This is a genomic window from Bradyrhizobium sp. TM102 (genome assembly GCF_009176685.1).
Classification (GTDB): Bacteria; Pseudomonadota; Alphaproteobacteria; order Rhizobiales; family Xanthobacteraceae; genus Bradyrhizobium; species Bradyrhizobium ottawaense.
Window position 1 is genome coordinate 2,078,042 of record NZ_AP021855.1, and the last position, 21,776, is coordinate 2,099,817.

At 65.0% G+C, this 21,776-nt stretch carries 21 protein-coding genes; 13 read left to right on the forward strand and 8 right to left on the reverse strand.

Going from position 1 to position 21,776, the window contains the following annotated elements; all coding sequences use genetic code 11:
* The first annotated feature begins 361 nt into the window (after positions 1-361).
* Positions 362-1,141 (forward strand): SDR family NAD(P)-dependent oxidoreductase, encoded by a 780-nt coding sequence (locus tag GDN70_RS09825; protein ID WP_038951129.1) that lies wholly within the window; start codon positions 362-364, stop codon positions 1,139-1,141.
* A 120-nt stretch (positions 1,142-1,261) separates the two neighbouring features.
* Here the strand turns inward: GDN70_RS09825 and GDN70_RS09830 are convergent, their stop codons facing one another.
* The 3 genes from GDN70_RS09830 to GDN70_RS09840 are packed head-to-tail and all read right to left on the reverse strand — an operon-like array spanning position 1,262 to position 5,030.
* On the reverse strand, positions 1,262-2,056 hold the full coding sequence (locus GDN70_RS09830) for an IclR family transcriptional regulator (RefSeq protein WP_028145702.1): 795 nt from the start codon (positions 2,054-2,056) through the stop codon (positions 1,262-1,264).
* Between the two features lie 17 nt (positions 2,057-2,073).
* The gene (locus tag GDN70_RS09835) at positions 2,074-3,807 is read right to left on the reverse strand and encodes an FAD-dependent oxidoreductase (RefSeq protein WP_038970810.1); all 1,734 of its coding nucleotides are present in this window, start codon (positions 3,805-3,807) and stop codon (positions 2,074-2,076) included.
* 8 nt (positions 3,808-3,815) lie between these two features.
* Complete coding sequence (locus GDN70_RS09840) at positions 3,816-5,030, reverse strand: ABC transporter substrate-binding protein (protein ID WP_038951126.1); 1,215 nt, start codon at positions 5,028-5,030, stop codon at positions 3,816-3,818.
* 390 nt (positions 5,031-5,420) lie between these two features.
* On the opposite strand from GDN70_RS09840, the gene GDN70_RS09845 reads away from it, so the two are divergent.
* The 7 genes from GDN70_RS09845 (at position 5,421) to GDN70_RS09875 (ending at position 11,312) form a co-directional block, all read left to right on the forward strand.
* Entirely contained in the window at positions 5,421-6,722 is a 1,302-nt protein-coding gene (locus GDN70_RS09845; RefSeq protein ID WP_028145699.1) for an MFS transporter, read from the forward strand.
* 209 nt (positions 6,723-6,931) lie between these two features.
* Positions 6,932-7,393: an Hsp20 family protein gene (locus GDN70_RS09850; protein ID WP_038970808.1), complete on the forward strand. Its 462-nt coding sequence runs from the start codon at positions 6,932-6,934 to the stop codon at positions 7,391-7,393.
* An 86-nt stretch (positions 7,394-7,479) separates the two neighbouring features.
* A complete protein-coding gene (locus GDN70_RS09855; RefSeq protein WP_095425985.1) occupies positions 7,480-7,971 on the forward strand; it encodes an Hsp20/alpha crystallin family protein in 492 nt (163 codons plus the stop codon).
* An 86-nt stretch (positions 7,972-8,057) separates the two neighbouring features.
* Positions 8,058-8,393 (forward strand): hypothetical protein, encoded by a 336-nt coding sequence (locus GDN70_RS09860; RefSeq protein WP_038970807.1) that lies wholly within the window; start codon positions 8,058-8,060, stop codon positions 8,391-8,393.
* A 155-nt stretch (positions 8,394-8,548) separates the two neighbouring features.
* Positions 8,549-9,655 (forward strand): trypsin-like peptidase domain-containing protein, encoded by a 1,107-nt coding sequence (locus GDN70_RS09865; RefSeq protein ID WP_081494278.1) that lies wholly within the window; start codon positions 8,549-8,551, stop codon positions 9,653-9,655.
* A gap of 126 nt (positions 9,656-9,781) precedes the next feature.
* Positions 9,782-10,567 (forward strand): fumarylacetoacetate hydrolase family protein, encoded by a 786-nt coding sequence (locus GDN70_RS09870; protein ID WP_028145694.1) that lies wholly within the window; start codon positions 9,782-9,784, stop codon positions 10,565-10,567.
* Positions 10,568-10,928: 361 nt separating this feature from the next.
* Positions 10,929-11,312 (forward strand): hypothetical protein, encoded by a 384-nt coding sequence (locus GDN70_RS09875; protein WP_038970804.1) that lies wholly within the window; start codon positions 10,929-10,931, stop codon positions 11,310-11,312.
* Between the two features lie 61 nt (positions 11,313-11,373).
* Here GDN70_RS09875 and GDN70_RS09880 read toward each other — a convergent pair whose 3' ends face one another.
* Both GDN70_RS09880 and GDN70_RS09885 read right to left on the reverse strand, forming a co-directional pair.
* Positions 11,374-12,225: a CoA ester lyase gene (locus GDN70_RS09880; RefSeq protein WP_028145692.1), complete on the reverse strand. Its 852-nt coding sequence runs from the start codon at positions 12,223-12,225 to the stop codon at positions 11,374-11,376.
* A complete protein-coding gene (locus GDN70_RS09885) occupies positions 12,225-12,677 on the reverse strand; it encodes a MaoC family dehydratase (protein WP_011089535.1) in 453 nt (150 codons plus the stop codon). Before GDN70_RS09885 ends, GDN70_RS09880 begins: the two co-directional genes overlap by 1 nt.
* A 232-nt stretch (positions 12,678-12,909) precedes the next feature.
* Here GDN70_RS09885 and GDN70_RS09890 point away from each other — a divergent pair, with 232 nt between their 5' ends.
* Positions 12,910-14,076, forward strand: coding sequence for an acyl-CoA dehydrogenase family protein (locus GDN70_RS09890; protein ID WP_152102448.1), 1,167 nt, complete (start codon positions 12,910-12,912; stop codon positions 14,074-14,076).
* A gap of 33 nt (positions 14,077-14,109) precedes the next feature.
* Here the strand turns inward: GDN70_RS09890 and GDN70_RS09895 are convergent, their stop codons facing one another.
* The 3 genes from GDN70_RS09895 to GDN70_RS09905 all read right to left on the reverse strand — a co-directional run bounded on the left by GDN70_RS09895 (position 14,110) and on the right by GDN70_RS09905 (position 17,071).
* Positions 14,110-15,684, reverse strand: coding sequence for an AMP-binding protein (locus GDN70_RS09895; protein WP_152102449.1), 1,575 nt, complete (start codon positions 15,682-15,684; stop codon positions 14,110-14,112).
* 33 nt (positions 15,685-15,717) lie between these two features.
* Entirely contained in the window at positions 15,718-16,353 is a 636-nt protein-coding gene (gene upp, locus GDN70_RS09900) for a uracil phosphoribosyltransferase (RefSeq protein WP_028145689.1), read from the reverse strand.
* Positions 16,354-16,603: 250 nt separating this feature from the next.
* Positions 16,604-17,071, reverse strand: coding sequence for a hypothetical protein (locus GDN70_RS09905; protein ID WP_173015778.1), 468 nt, complete (start codon positions 17,069-17,071; stop codon positions 16,604-16,606).
* Positions 17,072-17,671: 600 nt separating this feature from the next.
* On the opposite strand from GDN70_RS09905, the gene GDN70_RS09910 reads away from it, so the two are divergent.
* From GDN70_RS09910 to kdpB, 4 genes are read left to right on the forward strand one after another with little or no spacing between them, the layout of a single operon-like run.
* Positions 17,672-17,761 carry a K(+)-transporting ATPase subunit F gene (locus GDN70_RS09910; protein WP_018641117.1) on the forward strand — a complete coding sequence of 30 codons (90 nt, stop codon included), beginning with the start codon at positions 17,672-17,674 and terminating at the stop codon, positions 17,759-17,761.
* Between the two features lie 3 nt (positions 17,762-17,764).
* Positions 17,765-17,893 carry a hypothetical protein gene (locus GDN70_RS35665; RefSeq protein WP_256379457.1) on the forward strand — a complete coding sequence of 43 codons (129 nt, stop codon included), beginning with the start codon at positions 17,765-17,767 and terminating at the stop codon, positions 17,891-17,893.
* On the forward strand, positions 17,890-19,593 hold the full coding sequence (kdpA, locus tag GDN70_RS09915; RefSeq protein ID WP_152102451.1) for a potassium-transporting ATPase subunit KdpA: 1,704 nt from the start codon (positions 17,890-17,892) through the stop codon (positions 19,591-19,593). The genes GDN70_RS35665 and kdpA overlap by 4 nt, the downstream gene beginning before the upstream one ends.
* Before the next feature lie 18 nt (positions 19,594-19,611).
* Complete coding sequence (gene kdpB, locus GDN70_RS09920; RefSeq protein WP_152102452.1) at positions 19,612-21,726, forward strand: potassium-transporting ATPase subunit KdpB; 2,115 nt, start codon at positions 19,612-19,614, stop codon at positions 21,724-21,726.
* The last annotated feature ends 50 nt before the right edge of the window (positions 21,727-21,776 follow it).

Sequence of the window (21,776 nt, forward strand, 5' to 3'; positions counted from 1 at the left end):
CGCGCGTCTTGCCGGATTCCGATCGTCGCAAAGGCCTGAACAATCTCTGGTAGCGCTGCCGTGTGCATTGCCTTCGTCCACGCGGCCCCGGTATATAGAGCTGTGTCCGGGCATCAATGCAGCTGATGAAGAGCAACGTGGAACTCGCTTCCGACAGCATCGTCGATCGCGTCTATGAACAGCTCAAGGCGATGGCCGTGAGCTACGCGTTACTTGCGTCTCCGTGCTGGAAAAGCACATCGACCGCCGCCTCGGCCTCGACCGCATCACCGCCGCGATCAAGGAAGGCTACGCGCAGATTTACATGCCGGCGACGGCAAGGTCGGCGGCGAATTGAGGTTCTCTTGTCTGGAGTGAGACCATGAAGCTATCCGGTAAGGTCGCCGCCATCACTGGCGCAGCGCGCGGCATCGGCAAGGCCTGCGCGAAGAGATTTTTGGATGACGGCGTCAAGGTCGTGATTTCGGATGTCGATGCCGAGGGCCTCGCCAAGACGGCGGCCGAGCTCGGACATCCGGAGGCCTTGCGCACCGTCGTCGGCAACGTCGCCAAGCGCGCCGATGTCGACCAGCTCGTCGCCACCGCCGTGAAGGAGTTCGGCCGGCTCGACATCATGGTCAACAATGCCGGCGTCGCCCGCAACCGGGACATCCTGGAGATATCCGAAGAGGAATTCGACGAGATCATCGGCATCAATTTGAAGGGCGCGTTCTTCGGCGTGCAGGCCGCCGCCAAGCAGATGATCGCGCAAGGCGGCGGCGGGGTCATCATCAACATGTCCTCGGTGAACGCGCTGCTGGCGATCCCGGCGCTGGCAACCTACGCGATGTCCAAGGGTGGCATGAAGCAGCTCACCTCGGTCGCCGCCGTCGCGCTCGCCCCGCACAACATCCGCGTCGTCGCGGTCGGGCCGGGCACGATTTTGACCGACATGGTGGCATCGTCCATCTACACCTCCGAGGACGCCCGCAAGACCGTGATGTCGCGCACCCCGGCTGGCCGCGGCGGTGAGCCGAGCGAGGTGGCCTCCGTGGTCGCGTTCCTGGCGAGCGACGATGCGTCCTACATCACCGGGCAGACGATCTATCCTGATGGCGGAAGGCTGATCCTGAACTATACGGTGCCGGTGAAGGAGAAGTAGGAGCGCGAGTTCTCTCGGTCGTCATGCCCGGGCTTGTCCCGGGCATCCACGTCTCTCGGCAGTCGTCGCGCTACGTGGATGGCCGGGACAAGCCCGGCCATGACGGCGCATCTGATAGCCTCACTCCGCCGCAACCGTCATCCCGTAGCCCAGCCGCTTCGAGATAGCGCCGGCGCAGTCGCGCAAGGCATGCGCGATCGGGCTGTCCCAGCGCGCATCGAACGTGCCTTCCGGCCCCATCGCCGTGATGACCAGCGCGACATGGCCGGAATGATCGAACACGGGGGCCGAGAACGCATTGACGCCGGGCAGGGGATCGCCGAGCGCGCGGGCGAGGCCGTGCTTGCGGACCTCGGTCAGCATCTCGGCGACCTTCGGGCCCTTCACGGTGCGCTTCGGATTGTAGCCGACGCCGTGACGATCGAGCCCGCTCTCCAGCGCGGCGTTGATGGTCTTCTCCGGCAGGAACGCCGCAAAGGCGCGGCCGGTGGCCGTCTCCAGCAGCGCCATCACCGACCCCGCGCGCATCACGATGTGGACCGGCTGGGCCGGCTCTTCGAGCTGGACGACGGTCGGGCCGTACGTGCCCCAGACTGCCAGTGAGACCGCATGTCCGATCTGGCTCGCGAGCGCGGCGATCTTCGGCCTTGCGATGCGCACGCCGGAGAGGCGGCGCAGGCTGATCAGGCCGAGCTCCAGCGCCAGCGCGCCGATCTCGTAGCGGCCGGTGGTCTCGTCCTGCTCGATCAGCCCGATGCGGGAGAAGCTGGCGAGATAAGGATGCGCCTTGGCCGGCGACATGCCGGCCTCGCGCGCGAGATCGCGCAGCATCATCGGCTCGCCGCACCTTGCGAGCGCGCGGAGCAGCTCCCCGCCGACCTCGATGGACTGGATGCCGCGGCTTTCCCTCTTCATGCGCCTCCTGGCGTGGCTTAGGCCGCGTCGCGCTTGGCGGCGCTGTCGGCGAGATGACGCCCGGCAATGTAGCCGAAGGTCAGCGCCGGCCCAAGCGTGATGCCGGCCCCCGGGTAATTGCCGCCCATGATGCTCGCCATGTCGTTGCCGGCGGCATAGAGCCCGGGAATGACGCGGCCCTCGGCATCGAGCGCCCGCGCGCTCTCGTCGGTGACGATGCCGGCATAGGTGCCGAGATCGCCGACCACCATCTTGATGGCATAGAACGGCCCGTTCTCGATCGGCGCGACGCAGGGGTTCGGGCCGTGCATCGCGTCGCCCTGGTAGCGGTTATAGGCCTTCGAGCCCTTGCCGAAGGCGGCATCATGGCCTTGCGGCGCGGTGGCATTGAACTGCCTGACGGTGTCGATGAACGCCGCCGCGTCGATGCCGGCCTTCGCCGCGAGCGCCTCCAGCGTATCGCCGCGCATGAGATACCCGGTATCGAGGTGATGACCCAGCGGCATCGGGAAGGGCGGCACGCAGCCGAGGCCGTATTTGCGCAGCGTCTTGTGATCGCAGACGAGATAGGCGGCGATCTCCTCGCCGGGCTTGGCGGCCTTGACCATGGCCTGGACGAAGTCGTGATAGGAATTGCCTTCGTTGGCAAAACGCCGGCCGTCGCGCATCACCGCGATCACGCCCGGCTTGGCGCGGTCGATGAAATGCGGCATCACGCCTTTCGAGCCGTCCTTACGCGTGGTCAGCGACACCGGCACCCAGGCCGCCGCGTTCGGCAGGCGATCCTCGATATGTCCGCCGGCGCGCTCCGCAAGACGCAGTCCATCGCCGGTGTTGCCGGTCGGCCCCGGCGAGAAATGCTCGCTGCCGGTCGGCGCGTGCGGAAACATCTTCTTGCGCCGCTCCACATCATGCGGGAAGCCGCCGCAGGCCAGCACCACGCCTTGCCTTGCACGAACGCGCACGTTGCGTCCCTCACGCGAAACGATGGCACCCGTGACCGCGCCGTTCTCGACCGTCAGCTCGCGCACGGGCGCGGACAGCCACATCGGAATTTTCAGATCCTGCGCGGATTTCGCCAGCCGTCCGGCCAGCGCATTGCCGTTGGTCAGCGTCATGCCGCGGCCGTAGCGCAGCACGTCCATCAGGTGACGCGACAGGCGCTTGGCGACGTAGACCGCGGAAGTCAGCGACTTCGTCACCCGCATGAAGTGGATGATCTCCTTGCCGCTTCCCAGCATCATGCCGAACACGGTCAGCTCCGGCAGCGGCATGCCCAGCGTCTTGATGAGGTCGCCGAGCTCGCGGCCGTCGAACGGGCGCGTCACCATGGAGCGCCCGCCTTGCGCGCCGCCGGGTGCTTCGGCGTGATAGTCGGGAAACACCAGCGGCATGTCGAAGCGGAGCGCGGTCTTGGTGGTGAAGAAATCGACGGCCTCGGGACCGGCCGAGAGAAATGCATCGACCCGTGCCGCGTCGTAATTGTTGCCGGCCTCGTGCCGCAAGTAGGTGCGGGCCTGTTCCGGCGTCTCGGCGATGCCGTAGGCCTTTGCCAGCGAGGTGCCGGGAATCCAGAGCCAGCCGCCGGAGCGGGCGGTGGTGCCGCCGAAGCGCGGCTCCTTCTCGACGATCAGCACGTCGAGGCCGCGATGGCGCGCGGTGATCGCGGCCGACATGCCGGAGCAGCCTGATCCGGCCACGAGCACATCGCACTCGTAAGTTTCAATTGCGCTATGCTCGCTGCCGGTCATGCTTGGCCTCACTTCTTCAGGAGCGGACATTTGGACTCGGAGACCGGGCGGAAGGCGTCCTCGCCCTTCACGGTCTTGACGATGTCCAGATAGTCCCACGGCTCCTTCGACTGTTCGGGCTTCTTCACCTTGGCGAGATACATGTCGCGGATGACGCGGCCGTCCTCGCGCAACTTGCCGCCGTGGACGAATGTATCCTCGATCGGCAGCTCGCGCATCCTGGCCATCACCTTGGTGGAATCGTCGGTGCCGGCCGCCTTGATGGCCTTGAGATAGTGCAGCACCGAGCCGTAGACGCCGGTCTGGATCATGGTCGGCATCACCTTGGTGCGCTCGTAGAACTTCTTCGACCAGGCGCGGGTTGCCTCGTCCATGGCCCAGTACGAGGCCGTGGTCATGTAGGTGCCCTGCGCGGCCTTGAGGCCGATCGCGTGCACGTCGGTGTCGAACATCAGGAGGCCGACGAGCTTCTGGCCGCCCTGGACGAGGCCGAACTCGCCGGACTGCTTGATCGCGTTGTCGGTGTCCTGGCCGGCATTGGCGAAGGCGACTACGTCGGATTTCGAGCTTTGCGCCTGGAGCGCGAAGGAGGAGAAGTCCGCGGTGTTGGTCGGATGCTTCACGCCGCCCAGGACCTTTCCGCCCATCTCATTGACGAAACGCGTGGCGTCCTTTTCGAGCTGCTGGCCGAAGGCGTAGTCCGCGGTGATGAAGTACCAGGACTTACCACCCTCCTTGATCACGGCGGAGGCCGTCACCTTCGACAGCGCATAGGTATCGTAGGTGAAGTGCACGGTGTTCGGGCTGCACAGCTCGTCGGTCAGCGAGCTTGCGCCGGGACCGGAGAGCAGCGCGACCTTGCCCCGCTCGCGCACCATGTTGTGGACGGCGATCGCGATGCCGGAATTGGGGATGTCGACGACCGCGTCGACCTTGCCGTTGTCGAACCAGCCGCGCACGATCTGCACGCCGACGTCGGTCTTCATCTGGTGATCGGCGCTGATGATCTCGATGGGCTTGCCGAGCACGGTCGGCCCGAATTCTTCCACCGCCATTTTCGCGGCCTCGACCGAGCCCGGCCCCGAGTTGTCGCGGCCCCAGCTCGACAGATCCGTCAGCACGCCGATCCGCACCGCGTCGTCGGAGACTTGCGCGGTGGCGACTGTGGTCATGGCTGCCGAAGTCATGGCCGCGAGCATGGCGCAGGCCAGAAGCCCTCTCATCGTCGTTTCCTCTCTTTTATTGGCCGCATGGCGCGGCAGGCTGTTCTCGAGACAAATTAGATATAAGCAAATAAGTTTGTCAATGGTGAATTCGAGTCTGGATGGGTTCCTCTCGGCGGGTGAGACGACAGGAGGCACCGCTGCTTCAGCACCCGCGATTGCGAGGGCAGCGACTTGTCCGCCGAAGCCTTGGCGAAGGCGGAAGCAATCCAGACTTTCTCCACGGAGGCAGCCTGGATTGCTTCGTCGCAAGAGCTCCTTGCAATGAAGGATGTTGCGACACCTGCGCACAAAATCCCGCGTTGTTATCCTGTGAGAGCCATCACCCCTGCAGGTTGCAACCCTCGGCACGATTGGCCATGATGCTCTCCGGAATCTCTGGGGCGGGGCATGACGGCAGCAACGGGAGTCTCCGCGGCGGCGGAGAAATCGACGACGGCGCATGTGGTGTGGGCGAGCGCGCTCGGCACCGCGATCGAATGGTACGACTTCCTGATCTACGGCACGGCGGCGGCGCTGGTCTTCAACAAGCTGTTCTTCCCGAGCTTCGATCCCTTCGTCGGAACGCTGGCGGCGTTCTCGACCTATGCGGTCGGTTTCGTGGCGCGGCCGATCGGCGGCGCCATCATCGGGCATTACGGCGACCGGCTCGGCCGCAAGACCATGCTGGTCGCGACCATGATCGCGATGGGGCTCGGCACCTTCCTGATCGGCTGCCTGCCGACCTACAGCCAGATCGGCGTGTGGGCGCCGATCCTGCTCATCGTGCTGCGCTTCGTCCAGGGCATCGGCCTGGGCGGCGAATGGAGCGGCGCAGTCGTCATGGTGATCGAGCATGCCGGCAATCGCCGCGGCTTCTATGGCAGCCTGGTGCAGATCGGCTTTCCCGTCGGCGTTGCCGCATCGACCGGCATTTTCGGCTTGATGACCAAGCTGCCCGAAGCCGATTTCCTGAGCTGGGGCTGGCGCGTGCCCTTCCTGATCAGCATCCTGCTCGTCGGTGTCGGCTTCATCGTGCGGCTCAAGCTCGCGGAGACGCCGCACTTCAAGGAGGTGGTCGAGCGCAAGGAGGTGCTGGCGCAGCCGGTGCTGGAAGTGCTCCGCCGCGACTGGCGTAGCTTTCTGCTGGCGATCGGCATCACGGTGTCGGAGGTCGGGCTTGCTTATCTCCTCACCGTCTTCACCGTGGTCTATGCCACGACGAAGCTCGGGCTGTCGCGCCAGGTGATCCTGGATGCCGTGGTCTATGCTGCCCTCGTCGAATTCGCGACGCTGCCGCTCGCCGGCTGGCTGTCCGACATCTTCGGCCGCAAAGCGCTGTATCTCGCCGGCGGCGTGTTCTCGGTGGCGTTGGCGTTTCCGTTGTTCTGGTTCCTCGATACCAAGGAGCCGGCGCTGATCACGCTGGCGCTCGTCGTCACGATGACGCTGACCCATGCGCTGCTGTTCGGGCCGAAGGCCGCGTTCATGCCGGAGTTGTTCCGCACCCAGGTGCGCTACAGCGGAGCCTCGCTCGGCGCCAATGTCGCGGCGGCGCTGAGCGGCGGCTTCTCGCCGCTGATTGCGACTGCGCTGCTGGCGTGGGCCGGCTCGTACTGGGCCGTGTCCGTCTACATCATCGCCCTCTCGATCATCACGATCGTCGCGACGCTGATGGCGCCCGAGACGGCGCGGGAGGCGCTGAGATCCTGAGGGGCAGCGCCTGCCCGGCGGCCCAAAAAATTTTCGGGCTGGCCCCTTGAAACCGACTTGCGATTTTCTAAGTCGTGTCTCGCCGCGAGAGCGGTGTGCCGGATGCCAAAAACAGGGTCCGGCACGGGCGCCTGGCTGGTCTTTCGGACCCGTCTGAAATCCCGCCTTGCGCTCCTTCGTATCCATCTTGCTCTTTGGAGGACTTGGTTATGAGGACCAGTTTTGACTTCGCGCCCCTATGGCGTTCCACCATCGGCTTCGACCACCTGGCCGACCTCGTCGACAGCACGCTGCGCCAGACGACTGAGGACAACTATCCCCCCTACAACATCGAGCGTTCCGGTGAAGACCATTATCGGATCAGCCTTGCGGTGGCGGGGTTTGGTGCCAACGACATCACCGTGACCGCCGAACAGAACGCGCTCACCATCGAGGGCAAGAAGCCCGAGACGGCTGCGCGCGAATACCTGTACCAGGGCATCGCCGCGCGTCCGTTCCGGCGCGTGTTCAACCTGGCCGACTATGTCCAGGTGAAGCAGGCCTCGTTCCAGGACGGGCTTCTGATCATCGACCTCGTCCGTGAGATTCCGGAAGCGATGAAGCCGCGCCGGATTCCGATCGCGGGCGCCCCTCCTGCGGCATCGCAGATCGAGCAGAAGAAGGCAGCCTGACGCTCGATCAACGCTGGATCAAGACAGTGACGGAACGCGGCGCGCCGATGCGCGTCCGCGCTCCCCGATGCATGGAGGAGATAATAATGGGTTTTCGTGATCTCATTCCCTGGTCAGGGAAACAGGACCTCGCGCCTGCGCGCGACAATTTCGATCCCTTCCTGACGCTTCATCGCGAGATGAATCGTCTGTTCGACGACGTTTTCCGCGGCTTCGGCGGGACGAGCCTGTCGCGGCTGATTGAGGGCCGTTTCGACTGGCCGAAGGTCGAGCTCAGCGAGACCGATAAGACGCTGACCGTCTCGGCCGAACTTCCCGGCCTGACCGAGAAGGATGTTCAGGTCGAGATTGCGGGCGGCGTCCTGACCCTCCGCGGCGAGAAAAAAGCCGAGCGCAACGGCGAAGGCAGGTACTTCACCGAGCGCTACTACGGTGCGTTCGAGCGGCAGATTCCGCTGGAGGGTGTCGAGGAGGACAAGGCCGAGGCGTCGTTCAGTAATGGCGTGCTGACCGTGTCGCTGCCGAAGTCGGAGAAGGCACGCGAAGGCGTCAAGCGCATCGCGATCAACACGCACTGACATCAAGCGGGACGGCGGCGGTCGGCGCCGCCGTCCAACGTCCACAAACCGGTCCCTTGGAAAGGAGCATGAGGGAGGCACGACCGATGACCAACGTGAACACCAATGCCGGCACGCTCAATCCGCTGTTTCACCCAGCTGCCCATTACGATTCGCCCGCTGACGTCCTGAAGGCCGAGGAACTCTCCGCGCCGGAGAAGCGGATCATCCTGTCGTCCTGGGCATCCGACATGTACGCGGTCGAATCATGTCCCGCGCTGCGCGAGATACCGGGCATGAGCCACATCATCCGGCTTGCCGATGTTCTGGCGGCGTTGCGTAAGCTCGACGGCGACAATGACAATGATGATCCGCCACGCGGGGGCGGCGTCCCGATGCGGCTGCGACGGCCCTGGGCCGCCGCAGAGAGGCGCGCCGCATGATCGTCACGCACACCGTTTTGACGCTCGTGCTGCTCGGCCAAGCCTCGGCGGCCTTCGCCGTGCCATTTCTCGCGGTACACGGCTTGGTCGCCGCACCGCGTGACTGAGGCCACCAGTTCTTCCATCCACATTGGACCATGCGGCAGGTGACCAAGATGAATGTTACGCGTTTGCTTTGGCTTGCATTGCTGGTGCTCGCGCTCACGGCATCGCAGCCGGCCGCTGGCCAAATTCCAGACCTGAAGACGGGCGGCTCGGTGCCCACGCTGGCGCCGCTCGTGCGCCAGGTGACGCCGGCCGTCGTCAACATCTCCGTGCATGGCCGCGTTCGCGAGGACAATCCGCTCTATCGCGACCCGCTCTTCCGCGAGTTCTTCGACGTCCCCAGGCAGATCGAGAAGGAGGTCAACGCGACCGGCTCAGGGGTCATCGTCGATGCCCAGCGTGGCCATGTCCTGACCAACAATCACGTGGTCGAAGGCACTTCCGCCGTTCAGGTCACAACCAAGGACGGCCGGCAATTCTCCGCCAAGGTCATCGGCCGCGATCCGCCGACGGACATTGCCGTGCTCCAGATCCAGAACCCATCCGGGCTCCAGGCGCTGTCCTTCGGCGACAGCGATGCGCTTGACGTCGGCGACTTCGTGCTTGCGATCGGCAACCCTTTCGGCCTCGGCCAGACCGTGACGTCCGGCCTCGTCAGCGCGCTCGGCCGGACCGGACTCGGCAAGCAGGGCTATGAGGACTTCATCCAGACCGATGCAGCGATCAATCCCGGCAATTCCGGCGGAGCGCTGGTCAGCCTGCGCGGTGAACTGGTCGGCATCAACTCGGCCATCATTTCGCCTGCCGGCGGCAATGTCGGCATCGGCTTTGCAATTCCCGTCAACATGGCGCGGAAGGTGATGGAGCAGATCGTCGCCAAGGGCCGCGTCGAGCGCGGCCGGATCGGCGTTTCTCTGAAGGACCTGCATCCCTCGGTCAACAAGGGATTGAACCAGGGAGCCGTCGTCGCGGAGATTGCGGCGGATTCGCCGGCGCAACAGGCGGGCCTGCGCAAGGGCGATATCATCACGAAAGCCGACGACCGTCCGATTCGCACCGCAGCCCAACTCCGCAACACGATCGGCCTCGCGCGCGTCGGCGAGGAGGTGAAGCTCACGGTGTCGCGAAATGGCGCACCGGTTGCGATCGTCGTGAGAGTGGCGCCCGCGTCCGATACGAGTAGTGCTGTCGCAGGCGGCGATCGTTTCGTCCGCTAGTGGATTTGTGCCGCGCGGCGATCAAGCTGCCGGCGCCGATCCATGTTGCTGGCATGCCAAATATCGACTATCAGCCGGATCGGCGCGCATGACGCTGCCCAAGCAAAGGCAAAGGGAGCACCCGAGATGACCTCACCCACGCGACGTGATCTGCTCGCAACCGCTGCGGCGGCCGCCGCCGTTTCGATGGCCGAGGTCGCACCCGCCGCCGCGCAGGCCGGACCCAAGTTCCCGGTGCCGATGGTGACGATCCCGATCGTCGGCGAGAGCCAGGTGTTTCAGGTCCGCCGCATCTACTGCATCGGGCGCAACTACGCCGCGCACGCGATCGAGCGCGGCTCGGACCCGAACCGCGAGCCGCCGTTCTTCTTCCAGAAGCCGACCGACGCGATCCAGAACGTCGCGGTCGGCGAGGTCGCCGATCATCCCTATCCGTCACTGACCAAGAACTATCATCACGAGGTCGAGCTGGTCGCCGCGCTGAAATCAGGCGGCACCAATATCCCGGTCGATAAGGCGCTCGACCACGTCTATGGCTACGCGCTCGGCCTCGACATGACCCGGCGCGACCTCCAGAACGGCATGGCCGCGGAGAAGAAGCCCTGGGAGATCGGCAAGAGTTTTGACCACGCCGCGGTGATCGGCCCGATTCATCCGGCCAGCAAGACCGGGCATTTCGACAAGGGCGCCATCTCGCTGGCGATCAACGGCACGGTGAAGCAGAACTCGGATCTCAGCAAGATGATCTGGAACGTGGCCGAGCAGATCGCAAAGCTGTCGGAAGCGTTCGAATTGAAAGCCGGCGATATCATCTATTCCGGCACGCCGGAGAATGTCGGTCCCGTCGTGAAGGGCGACGTGCTGCTGTGCAAGCTCGAGGGCTTGCCGGATATGTCGATCAGGATCGTGTAGTTGCTGCCGCCTCTCCCCGCTTGCGGCGGGGGCGATCGCGTTTGAGAGCTGTCCTGCGCCATCCTTCGAGACGCCCGCTCTAGGCGGGCTCCTCAGGATGAGGGCGGAATGCGTAGCGGCAGTTCAACGGGTACGATGCTGCTTAGCCTCATCGTGAGGAGACCGCGAAGCGGTCGTCTCGAAGGACGAGGCGCGCCGTGAGGTGTTGCCAAAGTCAAATACGACGACCGCGCTCTCCAGGAACAGAGGCCATTGTCGCCCCACAGCCGGGTTCCCCGCCGATTGCCTTTTGTTGGCCGGCAAGCGAACCTCGTGCGGCCATATTTGAGCAGGAGTGATTTCCCGTGAGGGAGGCGCTCCGATGACCAAGGCTTTGATTATTGCTGTTGCAATGTTGGCTTGTGTGCCGGTGAGTGCGGTTGCGCAGGAGCGCGCCGGCGATGCAGCACTCGGTGCCGTCTCCGGCGCGGTCGTGTTGGGGCCAGTCGGTGCGGTTGCCGGAGCCTTGATCGGCTACACTGCCGGACCTTCGATCGCCCGTTCCTGGGGTATGAGAGGTTCGCACTCGGCAGGACATCGGCCGCCGCCGCGCCGCGCGGCCGCGACCAGGAGCCCGACGCGCACCCGCGAGGCGATGGCAGCCAACGGTCAGATGCGAGCTGCCGGCAATCCGGCTCCGCCGGTTCAAGCCGCGCCCGCCGTGCCGGCGCAGAGCTCGACGCCGCCGGTTCAGGGATTCGACTGAGGCCGTCGCATGACGGGATGAGGGCCGATCGATGCTACGACGAACCTAAAGACATTCCACGCTAGGGCTGGCCGAGGATCTTCTTCGCGGCGCGAAGATGCGGCTTGTCGATCATCTGGCCGTCGAGCCGCAGCGTGCCTGAATTGGGATTGCTGGCGAACGCGGCGATCACTTTTTCCGCCCAGGTGCGTTCGGCCTCGGTCGGCTCGAACGCCGCGTTGACGACGTCGACGTGCTTGGGATGGATCAGCGCCTTGGCGGAAAAGCCGTCGCGGCGCGCCGCGCGTGTTTCCTGCTCGAGACCGGCGAGGTTGTCGATGTCGGTATAGACCGTATCGATCGGCGCGACCTCGGCCGCGGCCGCCGCCATCAGGCAGAGATCGCGCGCGAGGCGATAGGGGCTGTGGAACACGCCGCCGGACGCCTTTTCGGTGGCGCCGAGCGAGGCCGAGAGATCCTCGGCGCCCCACATCAGGCCGGCGAGGCGAGGGGAGCAGCCCTTGTAACTGCCGAGCCCGAAGATCGAAGCCGCGGTTTCCGTCGCCACGCAGACGATGCGGGTGGTGCCGATCGCGATGCCGGCCGCTGCTTCCAAGGCTTCGAGCCAGGTTGCGACCTGCCTTACGTCGTCGCCGCCTTGCGATTTCGGCAGCACGATGCCGTCGGGCCTGCCGGGCAACACCGCGGCGAGATCGGCCAGCGTCATGCCGGTGTCGAGCGCGTTGACGCGGACATAGAGCTGGTGCGGGCCGCGTCGGCCCTTGAGCATCGTCAGCGTCAGCCCGCGCGCCTCCGCCTTCTTCTCGGTGACGACGGAATCCTCGAGATCGATGATCAGCGCGTCGGCCTTGCCTTCGCTCGCCTTCTCGAATTTGCGCGGGGAATCGCCCGGCACGAACAGCATCGAACGCATCAAACCGGCCTCTTGTGCATCATCGCCATGCGGCGGCATTTGCCGACGATCTCGTCGTTCTGGTTCAGGGCATGGTGCTCGAACTCGACGATGCCGGCCTTGGGCCGCGATTTGGATTCCCTCAACGAAAGCACCTTCGTCGTCGCCCGCAACGTGTCGCCATGGAAGACCGGCTTTGGAAAGGTGACGTCGGTCATGCCGAGATTGGCAACGGTGGTCCCCATGGTCGTATCATAGACCGTCATGCCGATCATGATGCCGAGGGTGTAAAGGCTGTTGAAAATGCGCTGGCCGAACTCGGTCTTTTCGGCGAAATGCGCATCGATGTGCAGCGGCTGCGGATTGAGCGTCAGCAGGCTGAACATGGTGTTGTCCATCTCCGTGACGGTGCGGGTCAGCGGATGCCTGAACTCCTGGCCTACGGAAAAGTCTTCGAAATACAGTCCGGCCATCGCGGTTTCCTCCCTGCGAAATAACGGCGCGCTCATAGCTTTACGTCGCATGACCCTATGCATGGTAGACACAGTTGATAGACAAATTCACGTATCTGTACGCGGTTTTTCGAGCTAAGAACCCAGCCAAGGGCACGTCAGGGCGCGAAGCAAGCGGCCACGGCCTTCGAGCGGGGAACGCGAAGAGACGGGAGATGGCGCGGTCGCGGCTCCCGACAAGGAGATCAAGACCATGGATTTCGCGCTCACCGATCAGCAGGAAGCCATTCGCGATGCCATCGCCAAGATCTGCGAAGGCTTTCCGGATGCCTACTGGCTGAAGAAGGACCATGACGGCGGCTTCCCGCACGATTTTCACAAAGCACTTGCCGACGCCGGCTGGCTCGGCATCTGCGTGCCGGAGGAATATGGCGGCTCGGGGCTCGGCATCACCGAAGCTGCGATCATGATGCGCACCATCGCCGAATCCGGCGCCGGCATGTCCGGCGCATCCGCCGTGCACATCAACGTGTTCGGCCTCAATCCCGTCGTCGTGTTCGGCACCGAGGAGCAGCGCAGGCGCATGCTGCCGCCGATGGTGGAGGGCCGTGAGAAGGCCTGCTTCGCCGTCACCGAGCCCAACACCGGCCTCAACACCACGCAGCTCAAGACCCGCGCGGTCGCCAAGAACGACCGTTACATCGTCAACGGCCAGAAGGTGTGGATCTCGACCGCGCAGGTCGCGCACAAGATCCTGCTGCTGGCCCGCACCACGCCGCTGGAGGAGGTGCGCTCGCCGACCCATGGCCTCAGCCTGTTCTACACCGATTTCGACCGCAACAGAATCAAGGTCCACGAGATCGAGAAGATGGGCCGCAAGATCGTCGATTCCAACGAGCTGTTCTTCGAGGACTTTGAAATTCCGATCGAGGATCGGATCGGCGAGGAAGGCAAAGGCTTCCAGTACATCCTCGAAGGCATGAACCCCGAGCGTATCCTGATCGCGGCGGAGGCGGTCGGCCTTGGCAAGCTGGCGCTGGCGCGGGCCACGGAATATGCCAAGACGCGCGTGGTGTTCAACCGTCCGATCGGCAAGAACCAGGGCATTCAGCATCCGCTCGCGGTGAACTGGGTCGAGCTCGAGGCGGCCTGGCTGATGGTGATGTCGGCGGCGTGGCAATACGACAAGGGCATGCCGTGCGGCGCTGCGGCCAATGCCGCAAAATACCTTGCGGGCGAAGCGGGCTTCTCGGCCTGCGAGCAGGCGGTGATGACCCATGGCGGCTTCGGTTACGCCAAGGAATTCCACGTCGAGCGCTACTTGCGTGAAGTGCTGATCCCGCGCATCGCGCCCGTCAGCCCGCAGCTGGCGCTCAGCTTCATCGCGGAGAAGGTGCTGGGGCTCGCGAAGTCGTACTGAACGAGCCTTGTGGCGCAAACCAAATAGGCCCGCCTATTCGGCGGCGATGCGCTCCATCGCCATGGCGCGTAGCCGGGCGCGCTGGATCTTCACGCCGTTGGCGCTGTCGGTGACGGGGAAGGCGTCTACGAGATAGATTCGCGCCGGCACCTTGTAGCCGGCGAGCCGCTCGCGCAGGCGCGCGACCAGCGTCTCCTGCATTGGCGGCTCCTTTGCCGGGATCACGAAGGCGACGCAGCGCGCCTGACCCTTGAGGTCGACTGCAACCACCTGGGCATCAGCCACGCCGGCACATGATTTGAGCTCGTCCTCGATCTCGCCGGGCGCGACGAGGAAGCCGCCGAGCCGCATGGCGTCGCCCGCGCGGGTCTCGTAGACGAAGGAACCGTCGCCGCGCAGCCGGCCGATGTCGCCGGTGCGGAAGAACCCGTCCGCGGTGATCGCATCGCGCGTCGCATCCGGATTGTTGAAATAGCCGAGGAAACGTGACGGCGCGCTGATCTCGATCTCGCCGGAAACGCCTTCGGCCGCAAGTTCGCCGGTCTCGGTGTCGCGCACGCGCACGCTTGCCTCGGGTGACATCGGCCAGCCGCCGCCCTCGATGCGGTCGGAAAAGGTGTCGCTGGTGCGGGCGATCGAGAATAGGGCCTGAACCTCGCTCGACCCGTAGAGGCCGAACAGCGGCAGGCCGCGCGCCTCGGCCTCCGCGGCAAGCTCGCGCCAGCCAGGCTGGAACGCGGCGAAGCCGCAGAGTTCGAGATGCGGGAATGGGCGTGGCGTACCGCTGAGGGCGACAATGCGCCGGAACATCTCGTCGGAGCCGAAGGCGTGCGTGATCCCCTGCGTGCTGAGGATCTCCAGTGCCGGTGCCGCCTCGAAGGCGTCGAGCACATGGATGGTCGCGCCCGCCGCGACGAAGCCGAGCAGGCTCGTCATGCCGAACGTGCCGCAGAACGGAAGCATGGCCAGCAGCGAATGACGCTGCGGATCAAGCCGAAGCGCCTTGGCGACAGAGACGGCGTGGCCCGCCAGCGTGCGCTGCGTATGCGCGACGAGCTTCGGGCCCTTGGTGGTGCCCGATGTCGTGTAGAGCAGCACCGGCAGATCGACGTCGTCCCGTATCGGAGAGGCGGCCGGATAGGGCTTTTCGAAAGCGTCGAAGCGGACACAGGGCCAATTGGCCTTGATCGCGTCCGCGCCGACCACCGCAAGCCGCTGCAGCGCCGGCACTTCGTCCTTGGCGATGTCGGCGAGGATCGCGGCAAAATCCACCGAGCGGAATGCGGCCTCTACCACCATCAGCCTGGCGCCGGACAAACGAAGCAGATGCGCGACTTCCGCGCTGCGATAGCGGGTATTGACGGCCGCGACGATCGCGCCAAGGCGGGCGGCGGCGAACAGCAGCGCGATCCATTCGATCCGGTTGACCAGCCAGACCGCGATCACGTCGCCCTTGCCGATGCCTTGCTCCGCAAGCCAGGCCGCGGTCTGCTCTATCCTTTCGGAGAACTCAGCGCGCGAGACCCGCGTGCCGTCGAATACGAAGGCGGTATCGGCGGCGGCCTCGGTCCGGATCAGCGATTGCAGTGAAAACGCGTTGGCACTCATGGCAAGGGGAGTAACCCGATCGCGCCAACCTGTCTACTTGGTGCCGAACATCCGGTCGCCGGCATCGCCCAGGCCCGGCACGATGTAGCCGTGGTCGTTGAGCCGCTCGTCGATCGCGGCGGTCCAGATCGGCACGTCAGGATGCTCGCCCTGGAATTGCGCGATGCCCTCGGGCGCGGCCAGGAGGCACACGAAGCGGATGTCGCGGGCGCCGCGGGCCTTGAGCAGAGAGGCGCCGGCGCAGGCCGAGTTGCCGGTCGCCAGCATCGGATCCATCAGGATCACGGTGCGATCCGACAGGTCCTGCGGCGCCTTGAAGTAATATTCCACGGCTTGCAACGTCTCGGGGTCGCGGTAGAGCCCGATATGGGCGATGCGCGCCGATGGCATCAGCGCCAGCATGCCGTCGAGGAAGCCGACGCCGGCGCGCAGGATCGGCGCCAGCGTGAGCTTCTTGCCGGCGATCTTGGGCGCCCGCATCGGCGCGATCGGCGTCTCGATCTCGACCAGCTCCAGCGGCAAATCCCGGGTCACCTCATAGCCAAGCAGCATCCCGATCTCGTTCAGGATCTCGCGAAAGCTCTTGGTCGAGCGATCCTTCTCCCGCATCAGCGAGAGCTTGTGCTGGACCAGGGGGTGGGCGACGATGTTGACATTGCCAGTGCTCATGAAACCGCTCTACACGTTTCCCTAGAATTGCGCCAGATCGGCCCGGCTTTTTCCGCCGGACAGGCGGCGTCAACCGGGCATCGCCACCGCGCTGCGGGCCGGGTTGCTCGCGGCATAGGCAGCCATGGTCAGTTCGCGGTTGGAGCGGAGGAGCTAGACGCCGAGCCCGCGTGCGACGAGGATGAGTGCAGCGGTTGTTCAAAGCCATCTGTCAGCACCGGCATTTTCCAGGATCGATCCGTCAGGCTGCCTAGCCGCAATTGTCGCAAGCGAGCGGCTCGTAAAGCGGATCCAGCACAGGACGAACGGAAGGAACGCTCGGCCGCGGCACGTCCGCGGCCAATGCCCGGACCTCGACGAGGGCCGACAGCAGAGCCAGCGCGAGGTCGGAATGGCGCGCCTCGACCGCGGCGTCCAGCCAGTCCGGCAGCTCACGCGCGCGCGACAGTGCACAATGCCACTCGCCCTCGTCATAGGCGATGCGGCGGACCTGCCACATCGGCAGCTCGAGCTCGATCAGCGCCAGCGCCGCATCGGCCCAGGCCTCGACGTCGATCAGGCGCATGATGCGTGCGGGGCGTTCGCCTTGGCCGAGCGTGGGGACACGCCGGCAGGCGTGCGCGATGATGTCGAGCATCAGCGGTCGGGTCATCGCCGGTGCCGCGCGAAGCTGCTGGCTGAGGAAAGGTGGGTCGAGGCGTCCGAGAGCGGCGGTCATGTCAGGCCTCCTGGAATTGGCGTCGGTCAGTCGGCCGGCCTTGCCAGGATGGCGGGCAGTGCATTTGAAAACGAGATGGGGAAGCGGGGGGAGATATAGGGATTTCATAAGTGGCGCGTGGGTGGGCGAGGGGCGCAATCGCCCCATTCCCCGCTGTCATCCCCGCGCACGCGGGGATCCATAACCACAGGCAGTAGCTGAGGCGCAAATCAGGTCACTCCGAGTCCTCGCCCAACCTCTCCCTGTGGCTATGGATCCCGGATCTGCGCTGCGCTTGTCCGGGACTACGGGGGTTGTCTTCCGATCTGGGCCCGCGCCGGCCTTTATGAGATTCCTATATCTTCGCCATAGCCCTCATCTCGAAAACCTATGTCCGGGGTGGCACTTCAGCACGGTCGAGAATCCCGACTGTCGCCCGTGGAAATGCGTTCCATTTCCGGCGCGAGCCGCCGGGTCACCGTGAGAAAGTTGCGCCGGATCTTACGGCGCAATGAGGAGTATCGCCATGATGGACATCCTGATGCTGGCGCTGGGCTTCGTCTTCTTCGCCCTCGCGATCGGCTACACCTACGCCTGCGAACGGCTGTGACGGAGCAAACCATGATCTTCGATTATGCGCTCGCCGGTGCCGTCTCGTTCGGTCTGCTGGTCTACCTCACCTATGCGCTGCTGCGGCCCGAGCGGTTCTGACCCGTGCTGCTGCTCGTCGAATTGCTGCTGGCGGACGCGGTGCTCGTCGCCTGCCTGCTGACGGTGCTCCTGCCGCTGTTGCGGGCAAAAAGTCTGAAGGATTGCACCAAGCCTGAAGGGTTGATTCCATGACTGTGATCGGTTGGCTCCAGATCATTCTGTTCTGCGCCATTATTGTTGCGCTGACCAAGCCGCTCGGCTGGTACATGACGCGCGTATTCAACGGTGAGCGGACGTTCCTGTCGCCAGTGCTGCGCCCGATCGAGGCCGGCGTGTACTGGATCTCCGGCGTCGACGAGAAGCGCGAGCAGCATTGGCTGACCTACACGGTCGCCATGCTGCTGTTCCATGTCGGCGGCTTCCTCATCATCTACGGCGTGATGCGGCTTCAGGCCGTGCTGCCCTTCAATCCGGCCGGACAGGGCGCGGTCGCTGAGGATCTTTCCTTCAACACCGCGGTCTCCTTCATCACCAACACCAACTGGCAGAACTACGGCGGCGAGAGCACGCTGTCCTATCTCGTCCAGATGCTCGCCCTGACGCATCAGAACTTCCTGTCGGCGGCAACCGGCATCGCGCTGGCGATGGCCCTGATCCGCGGCTTCTCGCGCGCCTCAATGCGCACGGTCGGCAATTTCTGGGTCGACGTGACCCGCTGCACGCTCTACGTGCTGCTGCCGATCTGCGTCGTCTACGCGCTGTTCCTGGTCTGGCAGGGCACGCCGCAGACGCTCGGCCCATATATCGAGGCGACCACGCTCGAAGGCGCCAGGCAGACCATTGCGGTCGGCCCGGTCGCTTCCCAGGTGGCGATCAAAATGCTCGGCACCAATGGCGGCGGCTTCTTCAACGCCAACGCCGCGCACCCGTTCGAGAATCCGACCGCGCTGTCGAATTTCGTGCAGATGCTGTCGATCTTCGCGCTCGGCGCCGCGATGACCAACGTGTTCGGCCGTATGGTCGGCAACCAGCGCCAGGGCTGGGCGATCCTGTCCGTGATGGGCGTGCTGTTCGTCGCAGGCGTCGCCATCACCTATTGGGCGGAGGCCAATGGCACCTCGACCATGCATGCGCTGGGCCTGACCGGCGGCAACATGGAGGGCAAGGAGGTTCGCTTCGGCATCGTCGCGTCCTCGCTGTTCGCCGTCGTCACCACGGCCGCTTCGTGCGGCGCGGTCAACGCCATGCATGACAGCTTCACCGCGCTCGGCGGCATGATCCCGCTGATCAATATGCAGCTCGGTGAGATCATCATCGGCGGCGTCGGCGCCGGCCTCTATGGCATGCTGCTGTTCGTCGTGCTCGCGATCTTCGTGGCGGGGCTGATGGTCGGCCGCACGCCGGAATATGTCGGCAAGAAGATCGAGGCACGCGAGGTCAAGATGGCGATGCTCGCGATCCTGGTGCTGCCGCTGATGTATCTCGGCTGGACCGCGGTCGGCGTGGTCTATCCGGCGGCGGTCGCCTCGATGGCCAATGCCGGCCCACACGGCTTCACCGAGGTGCTCTATGCCTTCACCTCGGCGACCGGCAACAACGGCTCGGCCTTCGCGGGCCTCACCGGCAACACCCTCTTCTACAACCTCACGCTGGCAAGCGCGATGTTCGTCGGCCGCTTCTTCATGATCGTCCCGGCGATGGCGATTGCGGGCTCGCTGGCCGCCAAGAAATCCATCCCGCCGTCGGCAGGCACCTTCCCGACCACGGGCGGGCTGTTCGTCGGCCTCGTCGTCGGCGTGATCCTGATCATCGGCGGCCTGACCTTCTTCCCGGCACTCGCGCTCGGCCCGATCGTCGAGCATCTGGCGATGAACGCTGGCAACCTCTTCTGATTGTCTGGAGTGACCTCCATGGATACGATGAAACTGCAAAAGCGTGCTGCCGTCTCGGCAATGCTCGATCCGAAGATCCTGCTGCCGGCGATCCGCGCCTCCTTCACCAAGCTCGATCCGCGGCTGATGGTCAAGAACCCCGTGATGTTCGTGGTCGAGGTCGTGGCCGCGCTGACGACGGTGATCTTCCTGCGCGACGTCGTCGCGGGCGGCGCTGGCCTCGGCTTCACCTTCCAGATCATCGTCTGGCTCTGGTTCACGGTGCTGTTCGCCAATTTCGCCGAAGCGGTGGCCGAAGGCCGCGGCAAGGCGCAGGCTGAATCGTTGCGCAAGACCCGCACCGATAGCCAGGCCAAGCTGCTGACCGGCGCCGGCCAGCACTTCAATCTCGTGCCAGGGACCAGCCTCAAGGTCGGCGACATCGTGCTGGTCGAGGCCGGCGACACCATTCCCTCCGACGGCGAGGTCATCGAGGGCGTCGCGTCCGTGAACGAGGCCGCCATCACCGGAGAGTCCGCGCCCGTCATCCGCGAATCCGGCGGCGACCGTTCCGCGGTGACCGGCGGCACGCAGGTGCTGTCCGACTGGATCCGTGTCCGCATCACGGCGGCGCAAGGCTCGACCTTCATCGACCGCATGATCAAGCTGGTCGAAGGCGCCGAGCGGCAGAAGACGCCGAACGAGATCGCGCTCAATATCCTGCTCGCCGGTCTCACCATCATCTTCGTGTTCGCAACCGTGACCATTCCGAGCTATGCGGCCTATGCCGGCGGCTCGATCTCGGTGATCGTGCTGGTCGCGCTGTTCGTGACGCTGATCCCGACCACGATCGGCGCACTGCTGTCGGCGATCGGCATCGCCGGCATGGACCGCCTGGTGCGCTTCAACGTGCTGGCGATGTCCGGTCGCGCCGTCGAGGCCGCCGGCGATGTCGACACGCTGCTGCTGGACAAGACCGGCACCATCACGCTCGGCAACCGGCAGGCGACGGCGTTTCGCCCGGTGCGCGGCGTGACCGAGCAGGAGCTCGCCGACGCAGCCCAGCTCGCTTCCCTCGCCGACGAGACGCCGGAAGGCCGCTCCATCGTGGTGCTGGCGAAGGAGAAATACGGCATCCGCGGCCGCGACATGGCGGAGCTCGGCGCCACCTTCATTCCGTTCACGGCGCAGACCCGCATGAGCGGCGTCGATGCCGGCGGCTCGTCGGTGCGCAAAGGCGCGGTCGATGCGATGCTCAACTATGTCGGCGGCGGCGCGCAGCTGGCGGTTGCTTCTGGCAACGCGGCGCGCGCCATTCAGCCCAGCGGGCTCTCTGAGATCGGCCGCGAGATACAGACCATCGCGGATGAGATCGCCAAGGCCGGCGGCACGCCGCTGGCGGTCGCGAGGGACGGCAAGCTGCTCGGAATCATCCAGCTCAAGGACATCGTCAAAGGCGGTATCCGCGAGCGTTTTGCCGAGCTGCGCCGCATGGGCATTCGCACCATCATGATCACCGGCGACAACCCGATGACGGCGGCTGCCATCGCAGCGGAGGCAGGGGTCGACGACTTCCTGGCGCAGGCAACCCCCGAGGACAAGCTCAAGCTGATCCGCAACGAGCAGGCCAAGGGCAAGCTGGTTGCGATGTGCGGCGACGGCACCAACGACGCCCCGGCGCTTGCGCAGGCCGACGTCGGTGTCGCCATGAACACGGGTACGCAAGCTGCCCGCGAGGCCGGCAACATGGTCGACCTCGACTCCAACCCGACCAAGCTGATCGAGGTCGTCGAGATCGGCAAGCAGCTCCTGATGACGCGCGGCGCGCTGACGACGTTCTCGATCGCCAACGACGTCGCAAAATACTTTGCGATCATTCCGGCGATGTTCCTGGCGTTCTACCCCCAGCTCAACGTCCTCAACGTCATGAATCTGTCGAGCCCGCAGAGCGCCATCCTGTCGGCGATCATCTTCAACGCGTTGATCATCATTGCGCTGATCCCGCTCGCGCTGAAGGGCGTCGCCTATCGCGCCGTCGGTGCCGGCGCGCTGCTCCGGCGCAACCTCTTGATCTACGGCCTCGGCGGCATCGTCATTCCCTTCATCGGTATCAAGGCGATCGACCTCGTCGTCGTTGCTTTACACCTGGCTTGACCGTCCCCGCGCGGTGCAAGGCGCCGCGCGCCATGACGAAGACTTAGGAG

Excerpts from the sequence above, each read along its gene's own strand:
- GDN70_RS09845 (WP_028145699.1), top strand. The coding sequence starts at position 5,421 with ATGACGGCAGCAACGGGAGTCTCCGCGGCGGCGGAGAAATCGACGACG.
- GDN70_RS09905 (WP_173015778.1), bottom strand. The coding sequence starts at position 17,071 with ATGACCGCCGCTCTCGGACGCCTCGACCCACCTTTCCTCAGCCAGCAG.
- GDN70_RS09850 (WP_038970808.1), top strand. The coding sequence starts at position 6,932 with ATGAGGACCAGTTTTGACTTCGCGCCCCTATGGCGTTCCACCATCGGC.
- GDN70_RS09880 (WP_028145692.1), bottom strand. The coding sequence starts at position 12,225 with ATGCGTTCGATGCTGTTCGTGCCGGGCGATTCCCCGCGCAAATTCGAG.
- GDN70_RS09895 (WP_152102449.1), bottom strand. The coding sequence starts at position 15,684 with ATGAGTGCCAACGCGTTTTCACTGCAATCGCTGATCCGGACCGAGGCC.
- GDN70_RS09885 (WP_011089535.1), bottom strand. The coding sequence starts at position 12,677 with ATGGCCGGACTGTATTTCGAAGACTTTTCCGTAGGCCAGGAGTTCAGG.
- GDN70_RS09855 (WP_095425985.1), top strand. The coding sequence starts at position 7,480 with ATGGGTTTTCGTGATCTCATTCCCTGGTCAGGGAAACAGGACCTCGCG.
- GDN70_RS09870 (WP_028145694.1), top strand. The coding sequence starts at position 9,782 with ATGACCTCACCCACGCGACGTGATCTGCTCGCAACCGCTGCGGCGGCC.
- GDN70_RS09875 (WP_038970804.1), top strand. The coding sequence starts at position 10,929 with ATGACCAAGGCTTTGATTATTGCTGTTGCAATGTTGGCTTGTGTGCCG.
- upp (WP_028145689.1), bottom strand. The coding sequence starts at position 16,353 with ATGAGCACTGGCAATGTCAACATCGTCGCCCACCCCCTGGTCCAGCAC.
- GDN70_RS09860 (WP_038970807.1), top strand. The coding sequence starts at position 8,058 with ATGACCAACGTGAACACCAATGCCGGCACGCTCAATCCGCTGTTTCAC.
- GDN70_RS09910 (WP_018641117.1), top strand. The coding sequence starts at position 17,672 with ATGATCTTCGATTATGCGCTCGCCGGTGCCGTCTCGTTCGGTCTGCTG.
- GDN70_RS09835 (WP_038970810.1), bottom strand. The coding sequence starts at position 3,807 with ATGACCGGCAGCGAGCATAGCGCAATTGAAACTTACGAGTGCGATGTG.
- GDN70_RS09865 (WP_081494278.1), top strand. The coding sequence starts at position 8,549 with ATGAATGTTACGCGTTTGCTTTGGCTTGCATTGCTGGTGCTCGCGCTC.
- GDN70_RS09825 (WP_038951129.1), top strand. The coding sequence starts at position 362 with ATGAAGCTATCCGGTAAGGTCGCCGCCATCACTGGCGCAGCGCGCGGC.
- kdpA (WP_152102451.1), top strand. The coding sequence starts at position 17,890 with ATGACTGTGATCGGTTGGCTCCAGATCATTCTGTTCTGCGCCATTATT.
- GDN70_RS09890 (WP_152102448.1), top strand. The coding sequence starts at position 12,910 with ATGGATTTCGCGCTCACCGATCAGCAGGAAGCCATTCGCGATGCCATC.
- GDN70_RS09840 (WP_038951126.1), bottom strand. The coding sequence starts at position 5,030 with ATGAGAGGGCTTCTGGCCTGCGCCATGCTCGCGGCCATGACTTCGGCA.
- kdpB (WP_152102452.1), top strand. The coding sequence starts at position 19,612 with ATGGATACGATGAAACTGCAAAAGCGTGCTGCCGTCTCGGCAATGCTC.
- GDN70_RS09830 (WP_028145702.1), bottom strand. The coding sequence starts at position 2,056 with ATGAAGAGGGAAAGCCGCGGCATCCAGTCCATCGAGGTCGGCGGGGAG.